At 43.7% G+C, this 18550-nt stretch carries 16 protein-coding genes; 11 read left to right on the top strand and 5 right to left on the bottom strand.

Annotated features, from left to right (window positions below; genetic code table 11):
• The first annotated feature begins 52 nt into the window (after positions 1-52).
• From H7708_RS07305 to H7708_RS07270, 8 genes are all read left to right on the top strand, one after another.
• On the top strand, positions 53-385 hold the full coding sequence (locus tag H7708_RS07305) for a helix-turn-helix domain-containing protein (RefSeq protein WP_223669848.1): 333 nt from the start codon (positions 53-55) through the stop codon (positions 383-385).
• A gap of 420 nt (positions 386-805) precedes the next feature.
• On the top strand, positions 806-2941 hold the full coding sequence (locus tag H7708_RS07300) for a type VI secretion system Vgr family protein (protein WP_223669847.1): 2136 nt from the start codon (positions 806-808) through the stop codon (positions 2939-2941).
• Between the two features lie 9 nt (positions 2942-2950).
• Positions 2951-3988, top strand: coding sequence for a DUF2169 family type VI secretion system accessory protein (locus H7708_RS07295; protein WP_223669846.1), 1038 nt, complete (start codon positions 2951-2953; stop codon positions 3986-3988).
• Complete coding sequence (locus H7708_RS07290; RefSeq protein WP_223669845.1) at positions 3981-5654, top strand: PAAR-like domain-containing protein; 1674 nt, start codon at positions 3981-3983, stop codon at positions 5652-5654. The genes H7708_RS07295 and H7708_RS07290 overlap by 8 nt, the downstream gene beginning before the upstream one ends.
• Positions 5654-6163, top strand: a complete 510-nt coding sequence (locus tag H7708_RS07285) for a hypothetical protein (RefSeq protein WP_223669844.1) — start codon at positions 5654-5656, stop codon at positions 6161-6163. Before H7708_RS07290 ends, H7708_RS07285 begins: the two co-directional genes overlap by 1 nt.
• Before the next feature lie 17 nt (positions 6164-6180).
• Positions 6181-7119, top strand: coding sequence for a hypothetical protein (locus H7708_RS07280; protein ID WP_223669843.1), 939 nt, complete (start codon positions 6181-6183; stop codon positions 7117-7119).
• A gap of 64 nt (positions 7120-7183) precedes the next feature.
• Positions 7184-8230: an exodeoxyribonuclease VII large subunit gene (locus H7708_RS07275; RefSeq protein ID WP_223669842.1), complete on the top strand. Its 1047-nt coding sequence runs from the start codon at positions 7184-7186 to the stop codon at positions 8228-8230.
• Positions 8227-9897: a hypothetical protein gene (locus H7708_RS07270; protein WP_223669841.1), complete on the top strand. Its 1671-nt coding sequence runs from the start codon at positions 8227-8229 to the stop codon at positions 9895-9897. Before H7708_RS07275 ends, H7708_RS07270 begins: the two co-directional genes overlap by 4 nt.
• Here H7708_RS07270 and H7708_RS07265 read toward each other — a convergent pair.
• The 4 genes from H7708_RS07265 to H7708_RS07250 are packed head-to-tail and all read right to left on the bottom strand — an operon-like array spanning position 9869 to position 14457.
• Positions 9869-11038, bottom strand: coding sequence for a TniQ family protein (locus tag H7708_RS07265; RefSeq protein WP_223669840.1), 1170 nt, complete (start codon positions 11036-11038; stop codon positions 9869-9871). The genes H7708_RS07270 and H7708_RS07265 overlap by 29 nt on opposite strands.
• Positions 11031-11900, bottom strand: a complete 870-nt coding sequence (locus H7708_RS07260; protein ID WP_223669839.1) for a TniB family NTP-binding protein — start codon at positions 11898-11900, stop codon at positions 11031-11033. The genes H7708_RS07265 and H7708_RS07260 overlap by 8 nt, the downstream gene beginning before the upstream one ends.
• Entirely contained in the window at positions 11900-13792 is a 1893-nt protein-coding gene (locus tag H7708_RS07255; protein WP_223669838.1) for a Mu transposase C-terminal domain-containing protein, read from the bottom strand. Before H7708_RS07255 ends, H7708_RS07260 begins: the two co-directional genes overlap by 1 nt.
• Positions 13765-14457 carry a TnsA endonuclease N-terminal domain-containing protein gene (locus tag H7708_RS07250; RefSeq protein ID WP_223669837.1) on the bottom strand — a complete coding sequence of 231 codons (693 nt, stop codon included), beginning with the start codon at positions 14455-14457 and terminating at the stop codon, positions 13765-13767. Before H7708_RS07250 ends, H7708_RS07255 begins: the two co-directional genes overlap by 28 nt.
• A 102-nt stretch (positions 14458-14559) precedes the next feature.
• Here H7708_RS07250 and H7708_RS13475 point away from each other — a divergent pair, with 102 nt between their 5' ends.
• From H7708_RS13475 to H7708_RS07235, 3 genes are all read left to right on the top strand, one after another.
• Positions 14560-15264, top strand: coding sequence for an ATP-binding protein (locus tag H7708_RS13475; protein WP_328798972.1), 705 nt, complete (start codon positions 14560-14562; stop codon positions 15262-15264).
• Positions 15265-15352: 88 nt separating this feature from the next.
• Positions 15353-16114 carry a hypothetical protein gene (locus H7708_RS07240; RefSeq protein WP_223669836.1) on the top strand — a complete coding sequence of 254 codons (762 nt, stop codon included), beginning with the start codon at positions 15353-15355 and terminating at the stop codon, positions 16112-16114.
• 57 nt (positions 16115-16171) lie between these two features.
• Positions 16172-17068 (top strand): hypothetical protein, encoded by an 897-nt coding sequence (locus H7708_RS07235; RefSeq protein WP_223669835.1) that lies wholly within the window; start codon positions 16172-16174, stop codon positions 17066-17068.
• A 29-nt stretch (positions 17069-17097) separates the two neighbouring features.
• Here the strand turns inward: H7708_RS07235 and H7708_RS07230 are convergent, their stop codons facing one another.
• Positions 17098-18441, bottom strand: a complete 1344-nt coding sequence (locus H7708_RS07230) for a S8 family serine peptidase (RefSeq protein WP_223669834.1) — start codon at positions 18439-18441, stop codon at positions 17098-17100.
• Between the last annotated feature and the right edge of the window lie 109 nt (positions 18442-18550).

Here is an 18550-nt window from a genome sequence, read left to right as displayed (position 1 = left end):
AATATAACAAAAATAGCAACATGTTGCAAAAAAATGTATTGTATTTATTCGTATGAAAATAGATCAAGTATCAGCATTTAGGATACAGTTTTCAATCAATGAAACCCTTAGAAATCAAGGGATAAGTATAGATTCGCTATCAAAAAAAACTGGTGTTGATCGTACTCAGATCTGGAGATTTCAAAAAGGTCGCTTTAAAACTTATTCAAAAAATCTTGCAATAGTTTGTAAATTTTTATCTATAGAGGTTGAAGATTTTGTTGGAGGCAAAGATCAAATATCTCTTTTGATGGAAACTCTTCATGATGTGTGGGATGGATCTGAAGAGCATGCTTGTAAGATTACAAGTCTATTGAGAAGTACAGCTCCGTTACTTGAGAAATAGCGTTATTTGAATAAGTTATTCTGGTTAGATTAATTTGTGGCTAGTGGCAAATGATCTTTAATCCGTCACAGGCTTACTACTAATATCTATATATGCCTAACAGTCTGACTAGATTTGCTCACAACCACCTTAATTGATCAACTCCACATCACACTAACTCAAAATCTTACGAGATTTCTTACAATGATTATAGTTATCTCTGGTAGGAGCAGTTATCGGCCTTATATACAATACGCGGGCTTGGGCTGCCTTCCTTGCGTTTTGATACGGAATTTGATTCGCCATCCCTTGCAGCCCAAGCACCTTTAATGTGATAAACGTCACATATCTTAAATATCATCTGATATATATAATGGATTTTAAAATATATCTATTAGAATACTCAGCAACTATTGATTTGCATCCGTCTAGGGAACAGATATGGGCTTACTTGAACGCTACACACAGGGAAACCGTCTCTTACAGATCCACTCTCCGTTGGGCGATAATACGCTCTTAATGACCGATATTCATGGTCAAGACAGCTTGTCTAACCCTTTTGAGTTTACCTTAACCTGTTTGTCTGAAGAGCCAGGCCTGCCAGCACAAGACTTGGTTGGGCAATCCATAGACTTTGGGTATGAGCTGAATCATGGTGGCGTCCGCTATTTTAATGGCTATGTGGCTCGGTTGAGTAACTTAGGCCGAGCTTCAGAGTCCTTGTATCGTTACCGCCTTATCATAGTTCCTAAAATTTGGTTCCTGGGTCAGCGGGTCAATTTACGCATATTCCAAGAGCAGTCGTTGCTGGATATCGTGCAGCAGGTATTGGGTGAGCATGAAGTCGCCTTTAAGAACCAGACGGTCGGTAGCTATTCACCGCATCCCTATTGCGTTCAATACAAAGAAAGTGACTTAGCTTTCATTCATCGCTTGTTGGAAGAAGCGGGGATTTACTATTACTTTATTCACGAGCAAGGTAAACACACATTGGTGTTAGCCGATAATAAGTCGAGCTATCCCACTTGTCCGCAAGCCATCGTGTCGCAAAGCTACGGCAGCTTGAATGAAGAGTATATTAGCGAATGGCAAAGTGACGTGGTGTTCCCAAGAGGTGTATATTCGGCTCGTGGTTTCAATTTTGAGAGCCCTGATGATCCGCTTGAGGTGAGCAATCAGGGCAAAAGTGGTTTCCCAGGGTGCGAGACCTATGAGGTTTATGATTACCCAGGTGAGTATTACGATTCGGGGCTTGGCGAGCAGGAAATTAAAGCCCGTATGGAAGAGCAAGAGCAGTTCCATCAACAAGTCACAGCGCACAGCACTTGCCGAGAGCTGATGGTCGGCGGTACCTTCAACCTTAAAATCCATGAAGATCCGACTGAAATCGGCAAAGGTTTCCTGATTACGGCCATGACCTACGAGGCCTCGGACGATAGCTACTTAAACAACGACGAGCCGAAGCAAGAAATCAGCAATCAGTTCACTTGTATTCCTAAAACGGTGCAGTATCGCCCCGAGCGTCGCCAACCAAAACCGTCGATTCAAGGCTTGCAGAGCGCCATAGTCACGGGGCCCGCGGGTGAAGAAATCTACACCGATGAATATGGTCGCGTTAAAGTCCAGTTCCATTGGGATCGCGAAGGCCAAAAAGACGAAAACAGCTCCTGCTGGGTGCGTGTCTCACACCAGTGGGCAGGCACGGGCTTTGGTGGCATGAACATCCCGCGTATTGGTCAGGAAGTCTTGGTGGAATTTGAAGATGGCGATCCAGACAGACCGATTATCACAGGAAGGGTTTATAACGCCAACTCGATGCCGCCTTACTCTTTACCTAATAACAAAACTCAAAGCGGTTGGATGTCTCGCTCCACGCCAGGTGGCGGTGCCGATAACTACAACGGCATTCGCTTTGAGGATAAAAAAGGCCAAGAGCAGTACTCGGTGCAGGCCGAGAAGAACATGGACACCTTGGTTAAGAATGACGAGAGTCGCGATGTTCTGAATAACCGCACCAAAACCATTGGCAACGATGAAACGGTTCATGTGAAGCACGATCGTACTGAAACCGTGGATAACAACGAAACCATCACCATCGGCAATAACCGCAAAGAAACGGTCGGCAAGAATGAAACCATTGATATTGGTGCCGATAGAACGGAATCAGTGGGTGGCAATGAGTCGATTACCGTTGCTAAAGAGCAATCCATCGAGATTGGTAAGAGTCGTACCGAGAATGTTGGTAAAAACGAAACCATCACCGTTGGTATGAATAAAGCTGAAACGATCACCTTGGCTAAAGCTCTCAGTATTGGTGCAGCGTATCAAATCACTGTTGGCGCGGCTAAAAACGAATCGGTGGGCTTATCCAGCTCTGAGCAAGTGGGCTTGATGAAAGACGTCCGCGTGGGTAAGAAAGTGACCATTGTTGCTGGTGATGAAATCCAGTTTGCCACAGGCGAAGCCTCGATTACGCTCAAGAAAAATGGCGAGATTGTTATCAGTGGCAACAAAATTAACATTAACGGTGACAAGAACGTCACGCTCACGGGTAAAGTTGTGGATGTGAACCCTTAAGGACAAGGCATGGAGTTTATTAACGTCACGCCTTTTCCGCCATTCTTTTTTAGTAACATCGACCATGCGGATAAGGCTGTTCACATTATTGTGTTCAAAGGCACTTTCGAATACCAGCCGAACGAGGTGATGAAGCCCTGTCAGTTTCAAGACGAACTGGTGACAGCCGACAGGTATCACGACGATGACGATGCTGCGAGCATCTTGTATGAAAGCGACGTGGTGCCGTTTAAACCGCGTAGCGATATTGTGGTTACGGGACACAGTTACGCCCCAGGCGGCCATCCCATGGAGTCATGGGGAACGCGTGTGGTCGTTGGTGAGCATCAAAAGGCTTTGGCCGTTTATGGCGAGCGCCATTGGCGAAAGCGAGGTCTAGGCTGGTCACTGTCACGCCCTGAGCCAGCCTTAAGTGTGCCACTACGCTATGAATACGCCTACGGCGGCAGCTGGGGCGCAGGCGATAAAGCGACCTACTATGAGCAGAACCCTGTGGGCATGGGCTTTGCGGGCTTTGGTAAATTTGAATATCAGAGCATTCAAGCACCACAAATAGAATCCATTGAAGAGCCTGTTCAAGAGTTCGGCAAGCATTACCGTCCTGAAGGCTTTGGCTTTATTGGTAAAGGCTGGCTACCGAGGCGTGAGCTGGTGGGTACTACCGATGATGAGTGGTTACAGCACGAGCATCCGAGTTTGCCTTATGATTTTGATTTTAGTTTCTATAACGGTGCCCACCCTGACTTAATCTATCCAGGCATGTTACGGGGTAACGAACCTATTACCCTGATTAACCTTCATCCACAGTACCGTACCATTAAGACGCAGCTGCCAGGTTTGATGATAGGGGCGCGTATCAATAAAGCGGTCGTCACGCGAGCTTATCTGGACACCTTAATTCTCGACCCTGAAAACTTACGGGCGCATCTGACCTGGCGGGCGACCTTCCGTATGGATGACGAGATTGAGCATATTGAAGCGCGTTTGGTAGAGATGGCGGAGCAAAGTCCATCATCGAATAAACCGCAAGGAGCGCACCATGGGTAAGGAAGCAGGTCGCCAGATAGGTGATGCTAAGGTTACACCCCTAGCGCCCGACTTTTGTAAAACGCCTGTGGGTAGCTCAACGCCACCCTTGCCGTACTTTCCTATCGGCAGCTTTCAAGACGCTGACGGCGTGACGAAAACCGTATTCTTTACGGGAAAGAAGGTTTTTACCACCAACAGCCACATCACCAAAGTGGTGGGCAACGAGCCTGGTAAGCTCGGCGGCGTCAAGTCAGGCGTGAATAAGGGCTATTGTGTGCCAAAAGCCATGTACAGTAGCACCTTCCGTGTCGAGGGCGGTTGGGTGATTCGTCACGACAGTTTGTTTGAAATGAACTGCTCCAGCCCAAAAGGCGGCGGCAATGTCATGGGCAAAGCCGTTTACATCAAAGTCACGGCCATGGCTTATGTTGGTGAGAATGGCGAAATCAAAGCCTTCACTTACGATGCCGAGGATACACAAAACAATAAAGAATCACTGCGGTATCAAAACGGTACCAATGAAGAGCTTAAGGCTATGGATAGCCAGCTGCCTGATGATGCCTTTCAAAACCCGTTAGGAAGCAATAACTTGTTCAGCAGCAATAACAACCCCATGGGCATTGACGGGTTGGAGTACAACCCAGAGTTCGGGACGTATGACTATAAGCCTGACAGTCTTGATGATTTTAATTACGATAATGAAATCATCGCTAATCCTGATGTGGAAGATGCCCTAAGCTCACAACGCGCAGCGCAGGCCGAGCTGGATGCAGCCAACGCTGAAATGGCACGACTGGAGCAAGAAGCCCAGCTCGACACCGCTCAAGCAGCCCTTGGCGCCACAGGGCTCATTGACCCAACACCTGCTTCTGACTTGGTGAATGCTGGTATCTCATGGAGTCGGGGTAATTACGGTGAAGCCATTCTGGATGGGGTGTCAGCTTTTCCGTATATCGGAGATTTGGTGGCTAAGCCCTTTAAAGGCGGTATTGTTGCCAGGCGCGGCATCAATCTGGCGCGCAAGCTGGAGAAAGCCCGAGCCGCCAAGAAAGCTGCGATGCAAAAGCTGGCTGATGCCAAAAAACAGTTACAAGAAGCGGCTGCTAATTTAAAGAAGAACAAAAAGAATGCCCAAAATGCCGCGAATGGCAAAGCTGCGGATGCGGTGCCGCCTAAGAGCAAAAAGAGCCAAGATCAGGTTAAAGGCGATGGGAAGAAAAAGAAAGGTAGTAAGAAAAAACTCAAGTGCGGTGAAAAAAATAGCTATAAGAACTTAAAGAAGAAAACAGGAGGTGGTAAGTTTGACAGAGACCACGTTCCTTCAAAAGCTGCTTTGAAGAAAAGAGCTGAAATGATACTTGCTAAACGTGGTAAACGGTTAAGCTCTGAGCAAGCTAAAGCTATTGAAAACGCCGCAGACGCGATTGCAATACCTAGAAAAGCCCATCAGCAGGTCAGCCCAACCTATGGTGGACGAAATTCGGCAAAAAGGGTAATACAGGATGCAGGTAATTTAGCTGGAGCAGCTAAACGAGATACAGAAACAATGCTTAAGCAGATTGATGAGTACGATGCGGACGGCGGTTGCCGCGAGGCTTATAAAGCTGCTGCCAAACAGATACTGAATATGACTAACAAAGATTTTGATACTTTCTTAATGAAAACGATTAAAGGTGTTAAGTAATGATAGATGCCAATAGTTTAGTGACATTATTAGGCAAGACCAGCAACGATCCAAATGTGAAGACTGTACTGGAGACTATGGGCTACAAACAGCCTGTTGCTCTATCAAGTTATGACGAACCTACAACTTACGCGACACTACCCAAGCACGGCATAGAGTTTATTTTTGATGATGAAGCAATGGTTAAAGAGCTAGAGTATCAGGAGTTTGGTGATGGTGACTTAATACTAACAGGTATTCTCTTGTTCAACTCACCTGAAGATAACAAAGTGTTCGATGGACACTTGTTCGATAAAGTCTCTCTCAACTCTTCTAGGGATGAAGTTATTGATATTTGGGGTGATCCAGGTAACTTCGACGATTTTTTCAACTCCGAGTTTTGGGAGAAAGATACATATCGTGTTGCTGTAGATTACTCTGATGATAAGACAAATATTAGTTTAATTACTTTAACCTGCTACCCTTATGAACAGGCAAAGGAAAAAGGCCTTTATGGCTTTAAAGACTAAAACATCAGGGAGCTTCTATGCAGTTTGAGCAAGTAATTCAATTACTGGGAAAAGAGGCGTTAAGCCCAGAATTAGAGTCGGTTTACGATAAGTTTGGTATTCGACGAAGGCCTTACCTTGATTCGGATGATATTGAAGATTATCAGTTTTATACGTGGCTGCCATGTCGTAACCATGGCATCGAGCTCACGTTCTGTGATAAACCCTATTTCGACAATGAGGATGAACACTTGTGGGGGCAAGGACCTCTGATATTGACGGGCGTTGTTTTCTATAGTGAGTCTGACGATATTTTAGCTTATCAAGATACTCTGCCATTCTCCCTTCAATGGAATGATACTCAAAGAGACGTTAGGCAAAAACTTTCCAATTACGAAGAATCTAGACGTTCTTACCTACGAGATGTGTGGTCACTACCCCAGTGTGAACTTGTGGTGTCATACGATGAAAGCTATGAGAAAATTGTCGATATTGTGTGCGAACTAAGAAAAAGTAGTGAGTTGTCATCAACCACCCTAGAACTCAATGCAATTATTGATGCGTTAGGAAGCACCGTAGATCACTCTGACGTATTATCAGCCTTTGATGGGTTTGATATTCCTGGTGACATTAAAGCGCTGGATGAAGGTGAGCATTCCATTGATTATCTTAACTATGGTTTTGAGTTTTTCTTACAAGACGAGTTAAAAACACCTACATTCGGCGCAATTAAGCTATATCGTGCTGGAGACTTAGATGCAAAAGGTTGGTCTGGGCAGCTTCCCTTTAATCTACAGTTCGATGATAGCCCAGAGATATTATTTCAAAAGATTAGTTTGCCACCAGACTCTCATCAAGATGATGTTACAACAGGGTTCGCCTTGTGGCACTTTGAGACTTACGACTTACACGTGCTCTACAGTACCTATCTTAACCAAATACAACGCATAAATATTATGTCTAAGAGTTACTGGTAGGGCTTTTATTTCCCAACACGATAACAGTACTGTTATCCATTAAATATTAAATATTAAATAACGTATGGAAACATTGACACCCGAATTAATAGCTGAAAACTTACGAAACCACTTAACCACACCATTTGATAGAGAAACAATTACCGTTAAAGGGATTTATGAAAAGCCTGAGAATTACGGTGTATACGGTGGTTATATTTACTGCAAGCTATACGAGAATGATAGTAAGCTCTACCTTACTATAAAAGTTCACGAAAAAGACTTTCCAAGACTCCAGAACAACGCACAATACGAACTTAACGGTTATTTTCAACGTTCGGTTAAAACCAAAGTCGCAGTTAACTTTAGTTTCGTTGTCAAAGAAATCGTTAGCGGAAAAGCGTTAGACCTAGAGCAATCAACGTTATCTGACTTATTGGCTCGGAAATACAAGCTGGGCTATAAAAGCATACCCTCGCTTGTGCTACACAAACTTGAGCAAAGCACTCCTATCAAACTTCATATTATTACAGGGCTTCAATCGAGTATCATATCGGATGTGGAAAGTGGTTTAGCGGGTGTCGATGAAATCGTTGAGATCACTATTCAAAATACAAACCTAAGTGATCCTCATGGGATTATTTCTGAGCTCACAAAAGCAGACTCCGAAGGTTATGATTTATTAGCTATTGTTCGTGGAGGTGGGGATCACCTTGAAGTATTTAACCACATAGATCTGGTTTCAACGATTACCAACTTATCAACTCCGATCATAACCGCTATTGGGCATTCTTTTGATGTATCTCACGCAGATATGGTGGCTGACAAATATGTTGCTACTCCGACAAAACTGGGACAATACTTGAAAGAACAGTGTATCGACTTCGACATGAGAAAAAAAGCTGAGAGTGAACGACAACAACGGCTCCAACAGCGTAACGACGGACTTCATCATGAACTCAATCATATTAAATCAGATGATGCTGTATACCATACATCTCATAAAGCCCCGTCTTTCTTTAAGAACTACATTAAAACCATCATTTACGTCTTACTCGGATCCATCATTGGTATTTATTTAGTTTTAACTATTCCTGGAGCCACAGAGTTTGTAAAAGGACTACTCCCATGAGTGATGATAATGAACTGCTCCCTTTGAGTGCTTTTCCTAAAGAGGGTCTATGGAGAATTGACTATCTAGGCTCACTGTATAAAAACCAAAATATGCCGAGCAATCCCTTCATCGAGCTTGAAATTAGTCGATGTCATTATCGTCCAAATAGAAACTCATACTCAGTGCAAATCATTGATGAGTCTTCTAAGAAAAAAGTTCGGGTGGGTGCATCCTATTTACATCATCTTGAGATAGGTTCTATCATTAAAGATCAGAAATTCTACCAGCCACCTGTATCAAGCAAAAGAATATTCACTCTAGATATTAATTCGAATACCTCCACCATATCGGCAGGGAGCGAAATAACTAAAGGCCGATATTATATTCCTCCATATCTATACCGACTACCGTATTCGCAGCAGTCTAAACTGATAAAGGTTACAGCGACTGATGATACTACTGTACTTATTCCCATGCTGGAGCTAATACGGTTTTACTTCTCCTCGTCTTCTTATATGAACCGATGCCTGTTTAGTGATGAGATAAAGAGCAAAACAGCTGGTATTGACTGGGAGAAATCGTCTTATCTTCCTGAAGAAAATATTTTCCATGCCTTTGCTTCACAAGGGGCTAACTTAATGGATGTATGGATGGCTTCAAGAATGGCTTGCTCAAAGGAAGCATTCTCCTCAGCGGTTAGAGTCTACAATTCGTTAATGATTTCTCACACAAACAGTGACTTACTGCTACCCGAGACCACTTTCCCATTTAAAGGAAGAACCACCTTAATCACTAGAGGAGTCAACCTCCAAAACGGTCATTATTTAGCCCTTAACCTTGTTCAATGCTCACATAGTTTTCCCTTCGACAATATTACAATTACTTGGCCCACTGATGGCCCAGAAGACGAAGAAGGCAAAGGTACTAAGCCTTACAACCCTCGCCGAAAGAAAAGGGGCGGCAAACGTCAGGGTAATACAAACGACAATGAAGAACCTGACAATGATTTTCTTAAGAGCCAGATTCTATTATTTCAAGATCGTTTTACACATATTCGCGGAAAGAAGCCTGAAAATAAAAAGAAGGAGGCTACTAAGTACTACTATGATGGCAACAAACCGCCAAAGAAAGGAGAAGCAAAGAAAGGCGAGTCTTCAGGCAAAGGTACCAGCGGCAAATCCCAAAACGCTCCTGTAGACTCTAAAACATCACCTCCAGAAATTACAATAAGGCTAAATCAAATTATTGAGGCTGTTAAAATCAGTGCACAAAAGTTTTCTTTTACTGCCAACGCTATTCCTGTGGCAGGCTGTAAGAGTTTTACCATTCATAATGAGTACTTTAATCTTTTTCCAAGTGATAATTTTTGGGCCAATAATAGGCAGTTCGTCATATTTGAATGTAACTATAAAGGCAAGGTTGTTTATCTGACGGAAATCCAAAGACGGCAAGTAAGTGACAAAATGCCTATGATTATCTTCTATAATCAAAGTTACAGTTATATTGACCATATTGACTTAACATCGCTCTTTCGGGAGCTAGGATTTGCTAGAATGACGAGGTGGCATGACATTATTAACCGTCAGTACGCCTATGTAAGAGGTCTTCATACCAAGAAGGCTTTAGAGAGTCCGCAAACCTTAGCTGAGCGTATTTTCAAGAAGGTTCGCGAGGCGGCTGGCTAGCCCTTTTCCTGTACTCATTATAAAGATGGGTCTGACTTGGGATGCCTAGTATTCCAGATATATTAGCATTGTTAACTTTTATGCCTATTTTCTTTAAATAGGCTTCAACCGAAATGAACTCTTCATACGATGGGGTGTACGGCTGTTTAACAAACTCAACTTTGAGTACTCGATCAAGAAAGTACGGAAGGGTGCGCTCATTTATAATATGTAATGGAAGCCGCTCAATGCCAGCATCTTCAAATACCTGAATTAATCGGTATGGCCAATCACTTAATAACCATACGCTAGGGTTAACGAACACGCTCCTTGCTTTCAACGATTGCTTTTCGAGTTCACCTAAGGGTTTTTCTCTTACTTTAAAATGATCCCGCTGTCTAAAATACTGCCTTAATTTACCGCCATATTTACTAGATGCCAGGATATAGATTATCTTCCTAAGGGCTTTAAAATATAAGTGTGAATAAACAATACGATTGATACCAATATCGACCCATCCATTATTAATTGCGCGAGTTACAACGCCGACTGCATGAGCATCATAAGCATTTAATTTTCTGACAGACGTTTTTGATAAGTCATACTCACAGTTATGGCAGTGATTTATGGTGAGCGCAGAAGGAAATACTCTATCCACATTGTCGCAACGGTTAAACGATATCGGCATTTGACATTTGGGGCACCTGTCTTCTAAATGGCATTGATGCTTATAACAGCCTGTAACGAAAGCCACCCTCCATATTTTTCGATAATAGGGAGGTGACTCCGCTAGACATTTAGGGCAATACATCTGCCCAAACCGTTTGTGCACCCTATGGTACATACCGACCGCTAATACTCCTTTCGTTATCGCACCTTCCCCAAACTCCTCATAAACAATACTTTCATACCCCCTAAGCGTGGTTTGCTTAATGTCTTTGAAGGGTTTCCCTGCTCTAATAGCGATAGTGCTTAAAATCTCATTGGTCGCAATTCGATCCATATCTCGAGCCCAAAATGATCGCTTGTCTAACAATAGTTGTGTAAATGACCGAATTTTTTGAAAGTTACTCATTGCTAAGCGATACACCCAAGAAGATAACAATTCATCTGGTAATGGGTTGGGATGAACGGGTAATAATCGTCCCGAGTGCTTAGACATCCATCCTCATTCTCCTTCGCTCAGAGGGAGGTATATAACTAATTCTATTCAACGATTCCAACGTAATATGCTCTTCTTCGGACTGAATACTATCAATCGCGGCTCGAGTCAGAACCGTGCTTATTTCTCCTATCGACCCTTCACTCAAGGAAAGTATCTTGGTAGCCATTTGCTTAGTAGCAAGTTTGGATGCCTTACGCAATGGAAGCGTTGCTTCAAAACTAGCCAACAGCCTTAAATAATCTTTATCCAACTTCCATTTAGGTAACAAGCAAGGGTTGAACCGATTAGCCAGCTGATCATCCGACTGAATTGCATTAAATGCCTCAGCGGTTCCTGCTGCAATGATTGGTATTTTCAAATGATTCCCTAGACCTTTAATCACATTCAGAAACTGTTTCTTATTTTTCTCACTACCTGCAACCACATTATGGATCTCATCAATCACCAGGACTCTAACCTTGAGTTCTTCTAGCAGCCCATAGACCTGAAATTTTTTCTTTGAAACTCGGTCATTTGGCTTATAAGGCGCAAACACTTTCTCTAAGATAGAGCAGTAAAACTCATCAACATCTGGTTTTGCTGGTGCCTCTATGGCAAGGACGGGAGCATAGACACTCTCTCCGTCATCACCTTCTCTTGCTGGGTGCTGCTTCACAAAAGTATCTAAAACCATGGTCTTCCCATTATTGGTGTCTCCGACCAATAAAGCGTTTGGCATTCGAGAGACCTTGGGATGATTTAAGAGCTCATTAAAGTAAGCAATCAAATTCTTAGCACGCTCATAGCCAATCCATCGACCACTTTGTATATGATGAATCCGCTCCTCAGCACCGAGTTTTTTAACATCCTCAATATTCATCAACTCTTCCCAAATGTGTCAATATCATCAAAAGGTTGAATGTCTTCAAACAACTCATCATCCAATTCCGTCTCAGTATTTTCTGGTTGTGGAATAACTTCTTCAATCCTGTCTTGCAATACCTTTTGCCTAATGGCATTACGCTTTCTCGCCTTTATCGTTTTACTGCGGGAGTTTTCTTCTATTTCCTTTAGCTTCTCATGAGCCAAGAAAATCTTTTCTTCATCATATGCCTTTTCCCCTTGCTCTTTAAGATATCGCTGACACTCTCTTAACTCCCAAATACTGATAGCAGGTCGACGTGTGTCGCGGTATGGAACTTTAAAGTACCGATTAAGCTCTGGATCTAAGAAATAGATATAACTGATATCTCTTGGATCTCTTCGTACGATAAATTTTCTTTTGACTCTACTGTTTTTAGGATCTTTACAGTTAATCCAACGTCTCAACACATCTGAATAGTAATGCACCTCGTCAATTACAATGCCATAAGATTGAACGGTTCGTTCTTTGTAGGGCATGAAATCTATTCTGAAGCGCTCCTCATCTTCAATCTTTCGTGGTAGCCCAACGCCTTTTTGGTCATCGTCACCAAATATCCCTCTCATCCATTTATCATAGGGCGTTGTTTTTATCTCCGAATGAATGGTTTGGTGGTACTCTTCGACTATTTTGATAAGCAGTATTTTCTCAAACTCCTTCAAAGAGAAAATGGCCTCTTTTTCAGAAGGGTAATCACCACGCTCCTGTGTATTACTGAAGGTCGTTCCTTTCATACCGTGGATCTTCGTTAACAAGGTGCCAAGATACCTCTCAATATGACCGCCCCAGTTTGTCTTTCCTACAGCACGCCATTCCAAATCAATACCATAGTTCTGACACGCTCTGCGCACCATATCGCCACGGAACTCTTTTGCGTTATCTGCGTGCACTGTTTGGATTTTCCCCCAAACGGGCCACTCAGCGTCAATGTCATGCTTAGCCAGCAATATATCTTTAGATAACATAGCACTAGAAAGGCACAACCCCACGGACATAGCGCTCGGCGGCTCAAAGCCTACATAAAACCCAGCAACCATTCGTGTTGCAACATCAATAGCAAGAGTAATCCAGGGCTTACCAATAGGTTTTCTATCAATGTCATCAACAAGGATAATATCCAAGGGTGTGTGGTCTATTTGGACCAGGGATAGGGGAGCGCCATTTTCATGAAAGTGCCCCCTTACAGGCTGATGCTTTTCAATACCTTTCTTACCATATCGAGCTTTTGCTCTAACTTGATGAGGTATCACTTTTATCCTAGCAATGACCGTATTGTGATTAGGTAATGTTAAGTTTTTTCGCTTGCACCTTCTCCTTACCTCTAAACATACCTCTTGTTGGGTTTTCCTTTCCCTAGTGAGGTACAGTTCTTCAATGACATTTTGAATGACTTCTTCTACTTCAGGTTGAAGTTTTCTTGTCCCTTTGTCTCGACGTGTCATTCGGGATAATGAAGTCATTGAGCCATATCTTTCATAATCAGATAGCCATCGGTATATTGTGGACTTGTTAACACCACTTTCCTTTGCAACTTCCTCGATCTGCTCTGTGTCTCTTTGGTATTTTGGAGTTTTTATCAGATCTTTAATTGCTAAATACTTACGCTGAACGTCTTTCCAGTGTTTATCATCTATAATTAATAGATCTTCTCTTGTTCTAGAGCTATCTTCCGACTTCTCATCCGTTAGATCCTTAATTTTTACTATCTTGAGCTGATTATCTTCAACACCTCGAACACATACCTCTTTCATATCAATGTGATTCACAATGAGGTGCTTCTTAGCGCCTAAATAAACCTCAGCTCCAACATCAAGATTGAGCGTTACTCTTCGTGAACGTAACCTTCCCATATTTTTGCTACCTTAATCCTTGAATTCATTGTTAGGGTGACTGTTAAATCTGCAAGAATGTACTGTCGCGCTACTAACTGCCAAACAGCGAATAAGAGCTCAGCCTGTGTCATTTTATGGCTCGACATGGACTCAATTATCTGTCTTGGAGTTGACTCTCCAACTTCTGCCAAATATTCGAGTATCTGAAATGCTCTGGGGCTAAATCTTGTCTCTCTAAAGTGTGGCTTAAGAAATGTAATATTGTCCAGATAGGGTGTACGGATTTCTTTTTCGGTAATGATCTTGAACTTCCAGCCATGCAGTTTGGCAAAACGGATTGCCGCCTTAAATCTGGGTTTAAACTCTGACCATGAATCTTTAAGCTGCTCTCTGTACTTAACTTCATACAAAGTATGCTCAACGATTCCTTTGTCTGGATTCTTGGTTGTGACCAAGGCATCTGGGGTAAATTCCTTCGTTTCACCACCGCTATTTTCAAACACAATTGTCAGTGGCTGTGCCTTGTATTGCTGAACTTCTCTGTCAAATTCTAGCAACAGAAAAAAATCACGCTCTAAACTTGACTCAAAATCACTATAGTGAGGATTGCCGACATTGTTGTGAACCCCAGTTAAACTCCTGTAATTCTTAGTGATTTTCCTTGCTGGCCTGCTAGTTTTCATATCAATCCATTCTCATTTATCGCTAGTAAATCATGCAAAACAACAACACTTATCTTGCTATATTCGCAAATAGCGTTAGTAAAAACATCAAATAATAGATAAATTTTCTCAAAAAGCGATAGAATTGTCAGCGGCAGTCAGCCCAAACCGGGCGAGATCTCACTGGCACACAAAGGCGTTCTGTTTCTGGACGAGCTGACTGAGTTTTCACGTCAGGTTCTGGATAACCTGCGCGAACCTCTGGAAACCGGCAAAGTCACGATTTCTCGTGCCGCTCATCAGGCCGAGTACCCGGCTGACTTTTTATTACTCGCTGCGACTAATCCCTGTCCCTGTGGTCACTTTGGGAATCGCAAACAACATTGTCGCTGTACTCCGGATCAAATCCGGCGTTACCTCGGTAAGGTTTCCGGGCCACTTCTGGATCGCATCGATATGCAGGTCGAAGTTCCTTTGCTCAGTCAGGATGAACTGCTACAGGGCAATCCTGCCAATACACCGAGCAGTGCTGACATTCGACAGCGTGTCGAACTGGCTCAAACGCTACAGCATCAGCGTCAGGGAAAACTCAACGGCCAGTTACAGGCTTCCGAAGTCGATGATTATTGCGTTCTGAGTAACACGGCTAAGGATTTATTAACGCAGGCGCTGGAGCGATTCAATCTTTCAGCCCGCTCCTATCACCGGATTTTAAAAGTGTGCCGCACTATTGCCGATTTAGAACAGTCGCCCAGCATCGAACAGAAGCATATTAGCGAAGCTCTGAACTACCGCAAAATGGAGCGCTACCTATCTCAACTGCCGTAACTTTTTCACACTTTTACTAAGGCCCAAGAATAAAAGCTTCTCCTGTTTCGTCACCCTTGTGAATGTTCAAATAACAGAGAGGGTTATCATGACAGTTTTTAATTATTCGATACTATTTGTTGCACTAACGTTATCCAGCCAAGTCGCGCTTTCTACAAAAGCAGAAGCTCGTGCTAACTTACAGGCCGATGCCTCTGTCTCGGCAGATTTATCGACAGAGAGCGAATCGACTCAAGAAGTTGCAGCTCAAGCTAATGAGTCTGCAAAAAGCGGCGTTCAAGCAACTTCTAAAGCGGCATCTCAGGCTCAGGCCAAGCTAGATGCCACTCAAGATCAGGCACAGGAGCAAACAGCAAATGCAGAAGGTTCTGCTGAAGCTCAAGCACAGTCTGGGCTAGACGTTGCGGCCGATGCCACCGATAATGCATCTGCTACGGCCGATAGCGCAGCTTCTCTTGGCCTTGATACGGCGGTCGATGCCAGCACAAATACCGAAAATTCCAACGGCGAGGACGATAACAGCACCGAAGAACATGCTGAACAAGGTCTTTCAGTAGCTGCCGACGCCACTCAACGTGTTGGTGAAAATGCTAATCAGGCAGCAGCTGCCGGTATTGATGCTGCAACAAATGCGCTGGATACTGCACAAAGTGTTGTTTCAGATCTCAACCATAGCGCAGACGTTTCGGCCAATGTTAATATTGGCGCTGAAGTTTCTGCCAGCGTTAAAGACTCTGTCGCAACTAACGTTGGCTCTGCCATCGGTGCTGAAATCAAAAGCTCGGTTAAAGATGCTGTTGATGACAATATCGCTGACAGCATTAAGGATCGACTACCCATCGATCGCTAATTATAGATTTCGGGCCAGCCTAGCTGGCCTGCTTTTATTTTCTAACGGGAGTTATTCATGAAATACCTTTTGCTAACTTTACCGCTGATGGCCATCAGTCCATCGGCTCTAGCAAAAACTGAAGCGGATTATGAGCTTACTGCGGAAGCTGGTGCCGTTTATAACTCAGAATTGGTAGTCGATGAAATCGATCAGCGCAGTAGCAGCGGTGACATGGCCCGCTACCTTTCTCTTGATCTTGGTGGCGACTGGGTTATTGAAGACCGTTTTAATATTAAGGCGGGCTATAATGTTTCGGATACAGACTATCAAGACAGTGACGATTTCGATTTAACGATTCATCGCTTCTATGGCGACGTCTCTTATGACTTTTCTGCTGTGACTGTTGGTGCCAGCCAGCACGAAATTGATGCTAAACTCGCCGGTGATAGCTTCTTAGATATGAGTCGTGGCAGTTTTTATCTGTCGAAGCTGTTTAACAACAGCATCTTCGTTCGCGCGGAAACTATCCGTATTGATAAATCCTTTGATACTCTCCCTCAGCGTGACGCCACTAACGATGCGCTCGGTGTCGATTCATATTTTTTCTATAACCAGGGTAACAGCTTCTTTTCACTAGGTTATTCAGCGGAAGAGGAACGTGCGGCGTCGCCTGAGTTCAGTTATGACGGCGATAATTATCGTGCCACCCTCTCCAATAAATTTGGTCACGATAACAACCACCGGCTACAACTTCAGTGGCGCTATTTCGATCGAGACTATCGAGCAGACTTTCCCAGTATCCGTAAGGTTCGTAACGACAGTCGCAACACATTACGTCTGGCTTGGGATTATTACTTCACGCCACAATATTCGCTAGTCACTCAACTGGAAAATACAGAATCCAGCTCAAATTTTGAGACTGCCGATTATACGGCTAATGAAATAAGCCTACTGTTTAAAGTCGAGTTATAGCTATACTACCCCAACAGCAAGGATGCTGCTTACTCTACTAACCCGTGACCATAAACCGCGTCTTTTCCCGCCTTCCCGAGATCAATCGCTTCCTGTTTTAAACTTTCAACCACGGTTTTTTTATTGTTTTTTTGTTTTACTGCGCAGGCAGCTTTAGCCATCACAACTGGCGATGCCATAGAGGTTCCACTTTCGCGTCCATAGCTATTGTTCAATCTTGCCGTTTGCACGGCGACGCCAAGCGCCGAAAAATCGATATAGCTGCCCTGGTTTGCCCACCGATAAATCTTTCGCTGTCTATCCACTGCGGTTGCTGCAATAACCTCATCATACGCCGCCGGGAATCGCGGCGTTGCCGCCGGCCCTTCATTGCCTGCTGCGGCCACTAACACCACATTGCTTTTCGCCGCCTGTTTAATCCCCATCGCGAGTATCGGGTTATCGGGTCCGGTTAGACTCATGTTAATAACCGCTACATCCTGCTCAACCAACCAGTTCAGCGCCTGCAATAAATGCATCAGGGTTGCACCCTGCGTATAGTCGTTTCTCGGATAAAATACCGAAGCGGCATATAAATCGGCTTTAGGTAACAGGGGCGTCAGCTCACCCTCGCCGACCAATATACCGGCTACCGCCGTACCATGTGCTTTTGGTACCACCATATTTTCCGGCATAAAATTTCTCTGAGTTATTGTGGCGCTATTAAAAGCCTGATGCTTTTTCTCTACCGCCGTATCGATCATGCCAATCGCCACTTTTTTTCGACAGGCGTTTTTCTTAATGCTGGCGGCTGCCGAATGTTTATCGTTTTTTGCTACGGCCCGGCTGGCATCATAAATATGATTGCGCCCCAGTTGCTGGCTTAAGTGCTGTGGCAACATCTCTTTCACGGTCTTCTCGTTTTGCGGCAACGGAGTTTTAAAACGCACCAACGTCATATTCAGGCTTTTTAGCTCTTTTTGCTCAACAATCTCCATTTTCAATTGTTTTAATAAAGCGGTGTCGGCTTTGCTGCCAATGACCAGCCATTCTCTTTCTATTGCACGCCAACCGTCTTCAACTTCCGTTTCGACGAGAACGGTGTTGCCCAATTTATCCGCCACTCTCAGTTTACCGACCATTTTTGCTAACGGATCCGGTGAGCCTATAGCAGCCTTATCTAGCCCTTCGATATTTTTATTGATCTGCTCAATCGCCTGCTCAGGAAGCTTGGGCGTTAGCTTCTCTATTTTTTCAAGCCTCTTTGACACAGCAGGAATATCTTGGACTTTCTTTCCAATGCCACGTACCGCTTTGTCTGCAATATCTCTTGCTGCCTGAGCCTGCATCGTTGCGAAAAGCGCAAACAAACTCACAAGAAGGTGTCTTTTCATTATCTTTCCCATTAATCGGCGATCTATACTCTATACAATAATGACGTTTGGCGTCTTGTATAAATTCCCAATCCTGGGGAATAAACTCAATTGATAAAACGTCTTCCTG

It is taken from the genome of Kangiella shandongensis (assembly GCF_020005365.1).
Lineage (GTDB): Bacteria > Pseudomonadota > Gammaproteobacteria > Enterobacterales > Kangiellaceae > Kangiella > Kangiella shandongensis.
This window is presented reverse-complemented; position numbering and strand designations above follow the sequence as displayed.

Bases quoted from the DNA above. Each gene is read 5' to 3' on its own strand.
- H7708_RS07305 (WP_223669848.1), top strand. From the start codon at position 53: ATGAAAATAGATCAAGTATCAGCATTTAGGATACAGTTTTCAATCAAT.
- H7708_RS07300 (WP_223669847.1), top strand. From the start codon at position 806: ATGGGCTTACTTGAACGCTACACACAGGGAAACCGTCTCTTACAGATC.
- H7708_RS07295 (WP_223669846.1), top strand. From the start codon at position 2,951: ATGGAGTTTATTAACGTCACGCCTTTTCCGCCATTCTTTTTTAGTAAC.
- H7708_RS07290 (WP_223669845.1), top strand. From the start codon at position 3,981: ATGGGTAAGGAAGCAGGTCGCCAGATAGGTGATGCTAAGGTTACACCC.
- H7708_RS07285 (WP_223669844.1), top strand. From the start codon at position 5,654: ATGATAGATGCCAATAGTTTAGTGACATTATTAGGCAAGACCAGCAAC.
- H7708_RS07280 (WP_223669843.1), top strand. From the start codon at position 6,181: ATGCAGTTTGAGCAAGTAATTCAATTACTGGGAAAAGAGGCGTTAAGC.
- H7708_RS07275 (WP_223669842.1), top strand. From the start codon at position 7,184: ATGGAAACATTGACACCCGAATTAATAGCTGAAAACTTACGAAACCAC.
- H7708_RS07270 (WP_223669841.1), top strand. From the start codon at position 8,227: ATGAGTGATGATAATGAACTGCTCCCTTTGAGTGCTTTTCCTAAAGAG.
- H7708_RS07265 (WP_223669840.1), bottom strand. From the start codon at position 11,038: ATGTCTAAGCACTCGGGACGATTATTACCCGTTCATCCCAACCCATTA.
- H7708_RS07260 (WP_223669839.1), bottom strand. From the start codon at position 11,900: ATGAATATTGAGGATGTTAAAAAACTCGGTGCTGAGGAGCGGATTCAT.
- H7708_RS07255 (WP_223669838.1), bottom strand. From the start codon at position 13,792: ATGGGAAGGTTACGTTCACGAAGAGTAACGCTCAATCTTGATGTTGGA.
- H7708_RS07250 (WP_223669837.1), bottom strand. From the start codon at position 14,457: ATGAAAACTAGCAGGCCAGCAAGGAAAATCACTAAGAATTACAGGAGT.
- H7708_RS07240 (WP_223669836.1), top strand. From the start codon at position 15,353: ATGACAGTTTTTAATTATTCGATACTATTTGTTGCACTAACGTTATCC.
- H7708_RS07235 (WP_223669835.1), top strand. From the start codon at position 16,172: ATGAAATACCTTTTGCTAACTTTACCGCTGATGGCCATCAGTCCATCG.
- H7708_RS07230 (WP_223669834.1), bottom strand. From the start codon at position 18,441: ATGAAAAGACACCTTCTTGTGAGTTTGTTTGCGCTTTTCGCAACGATG.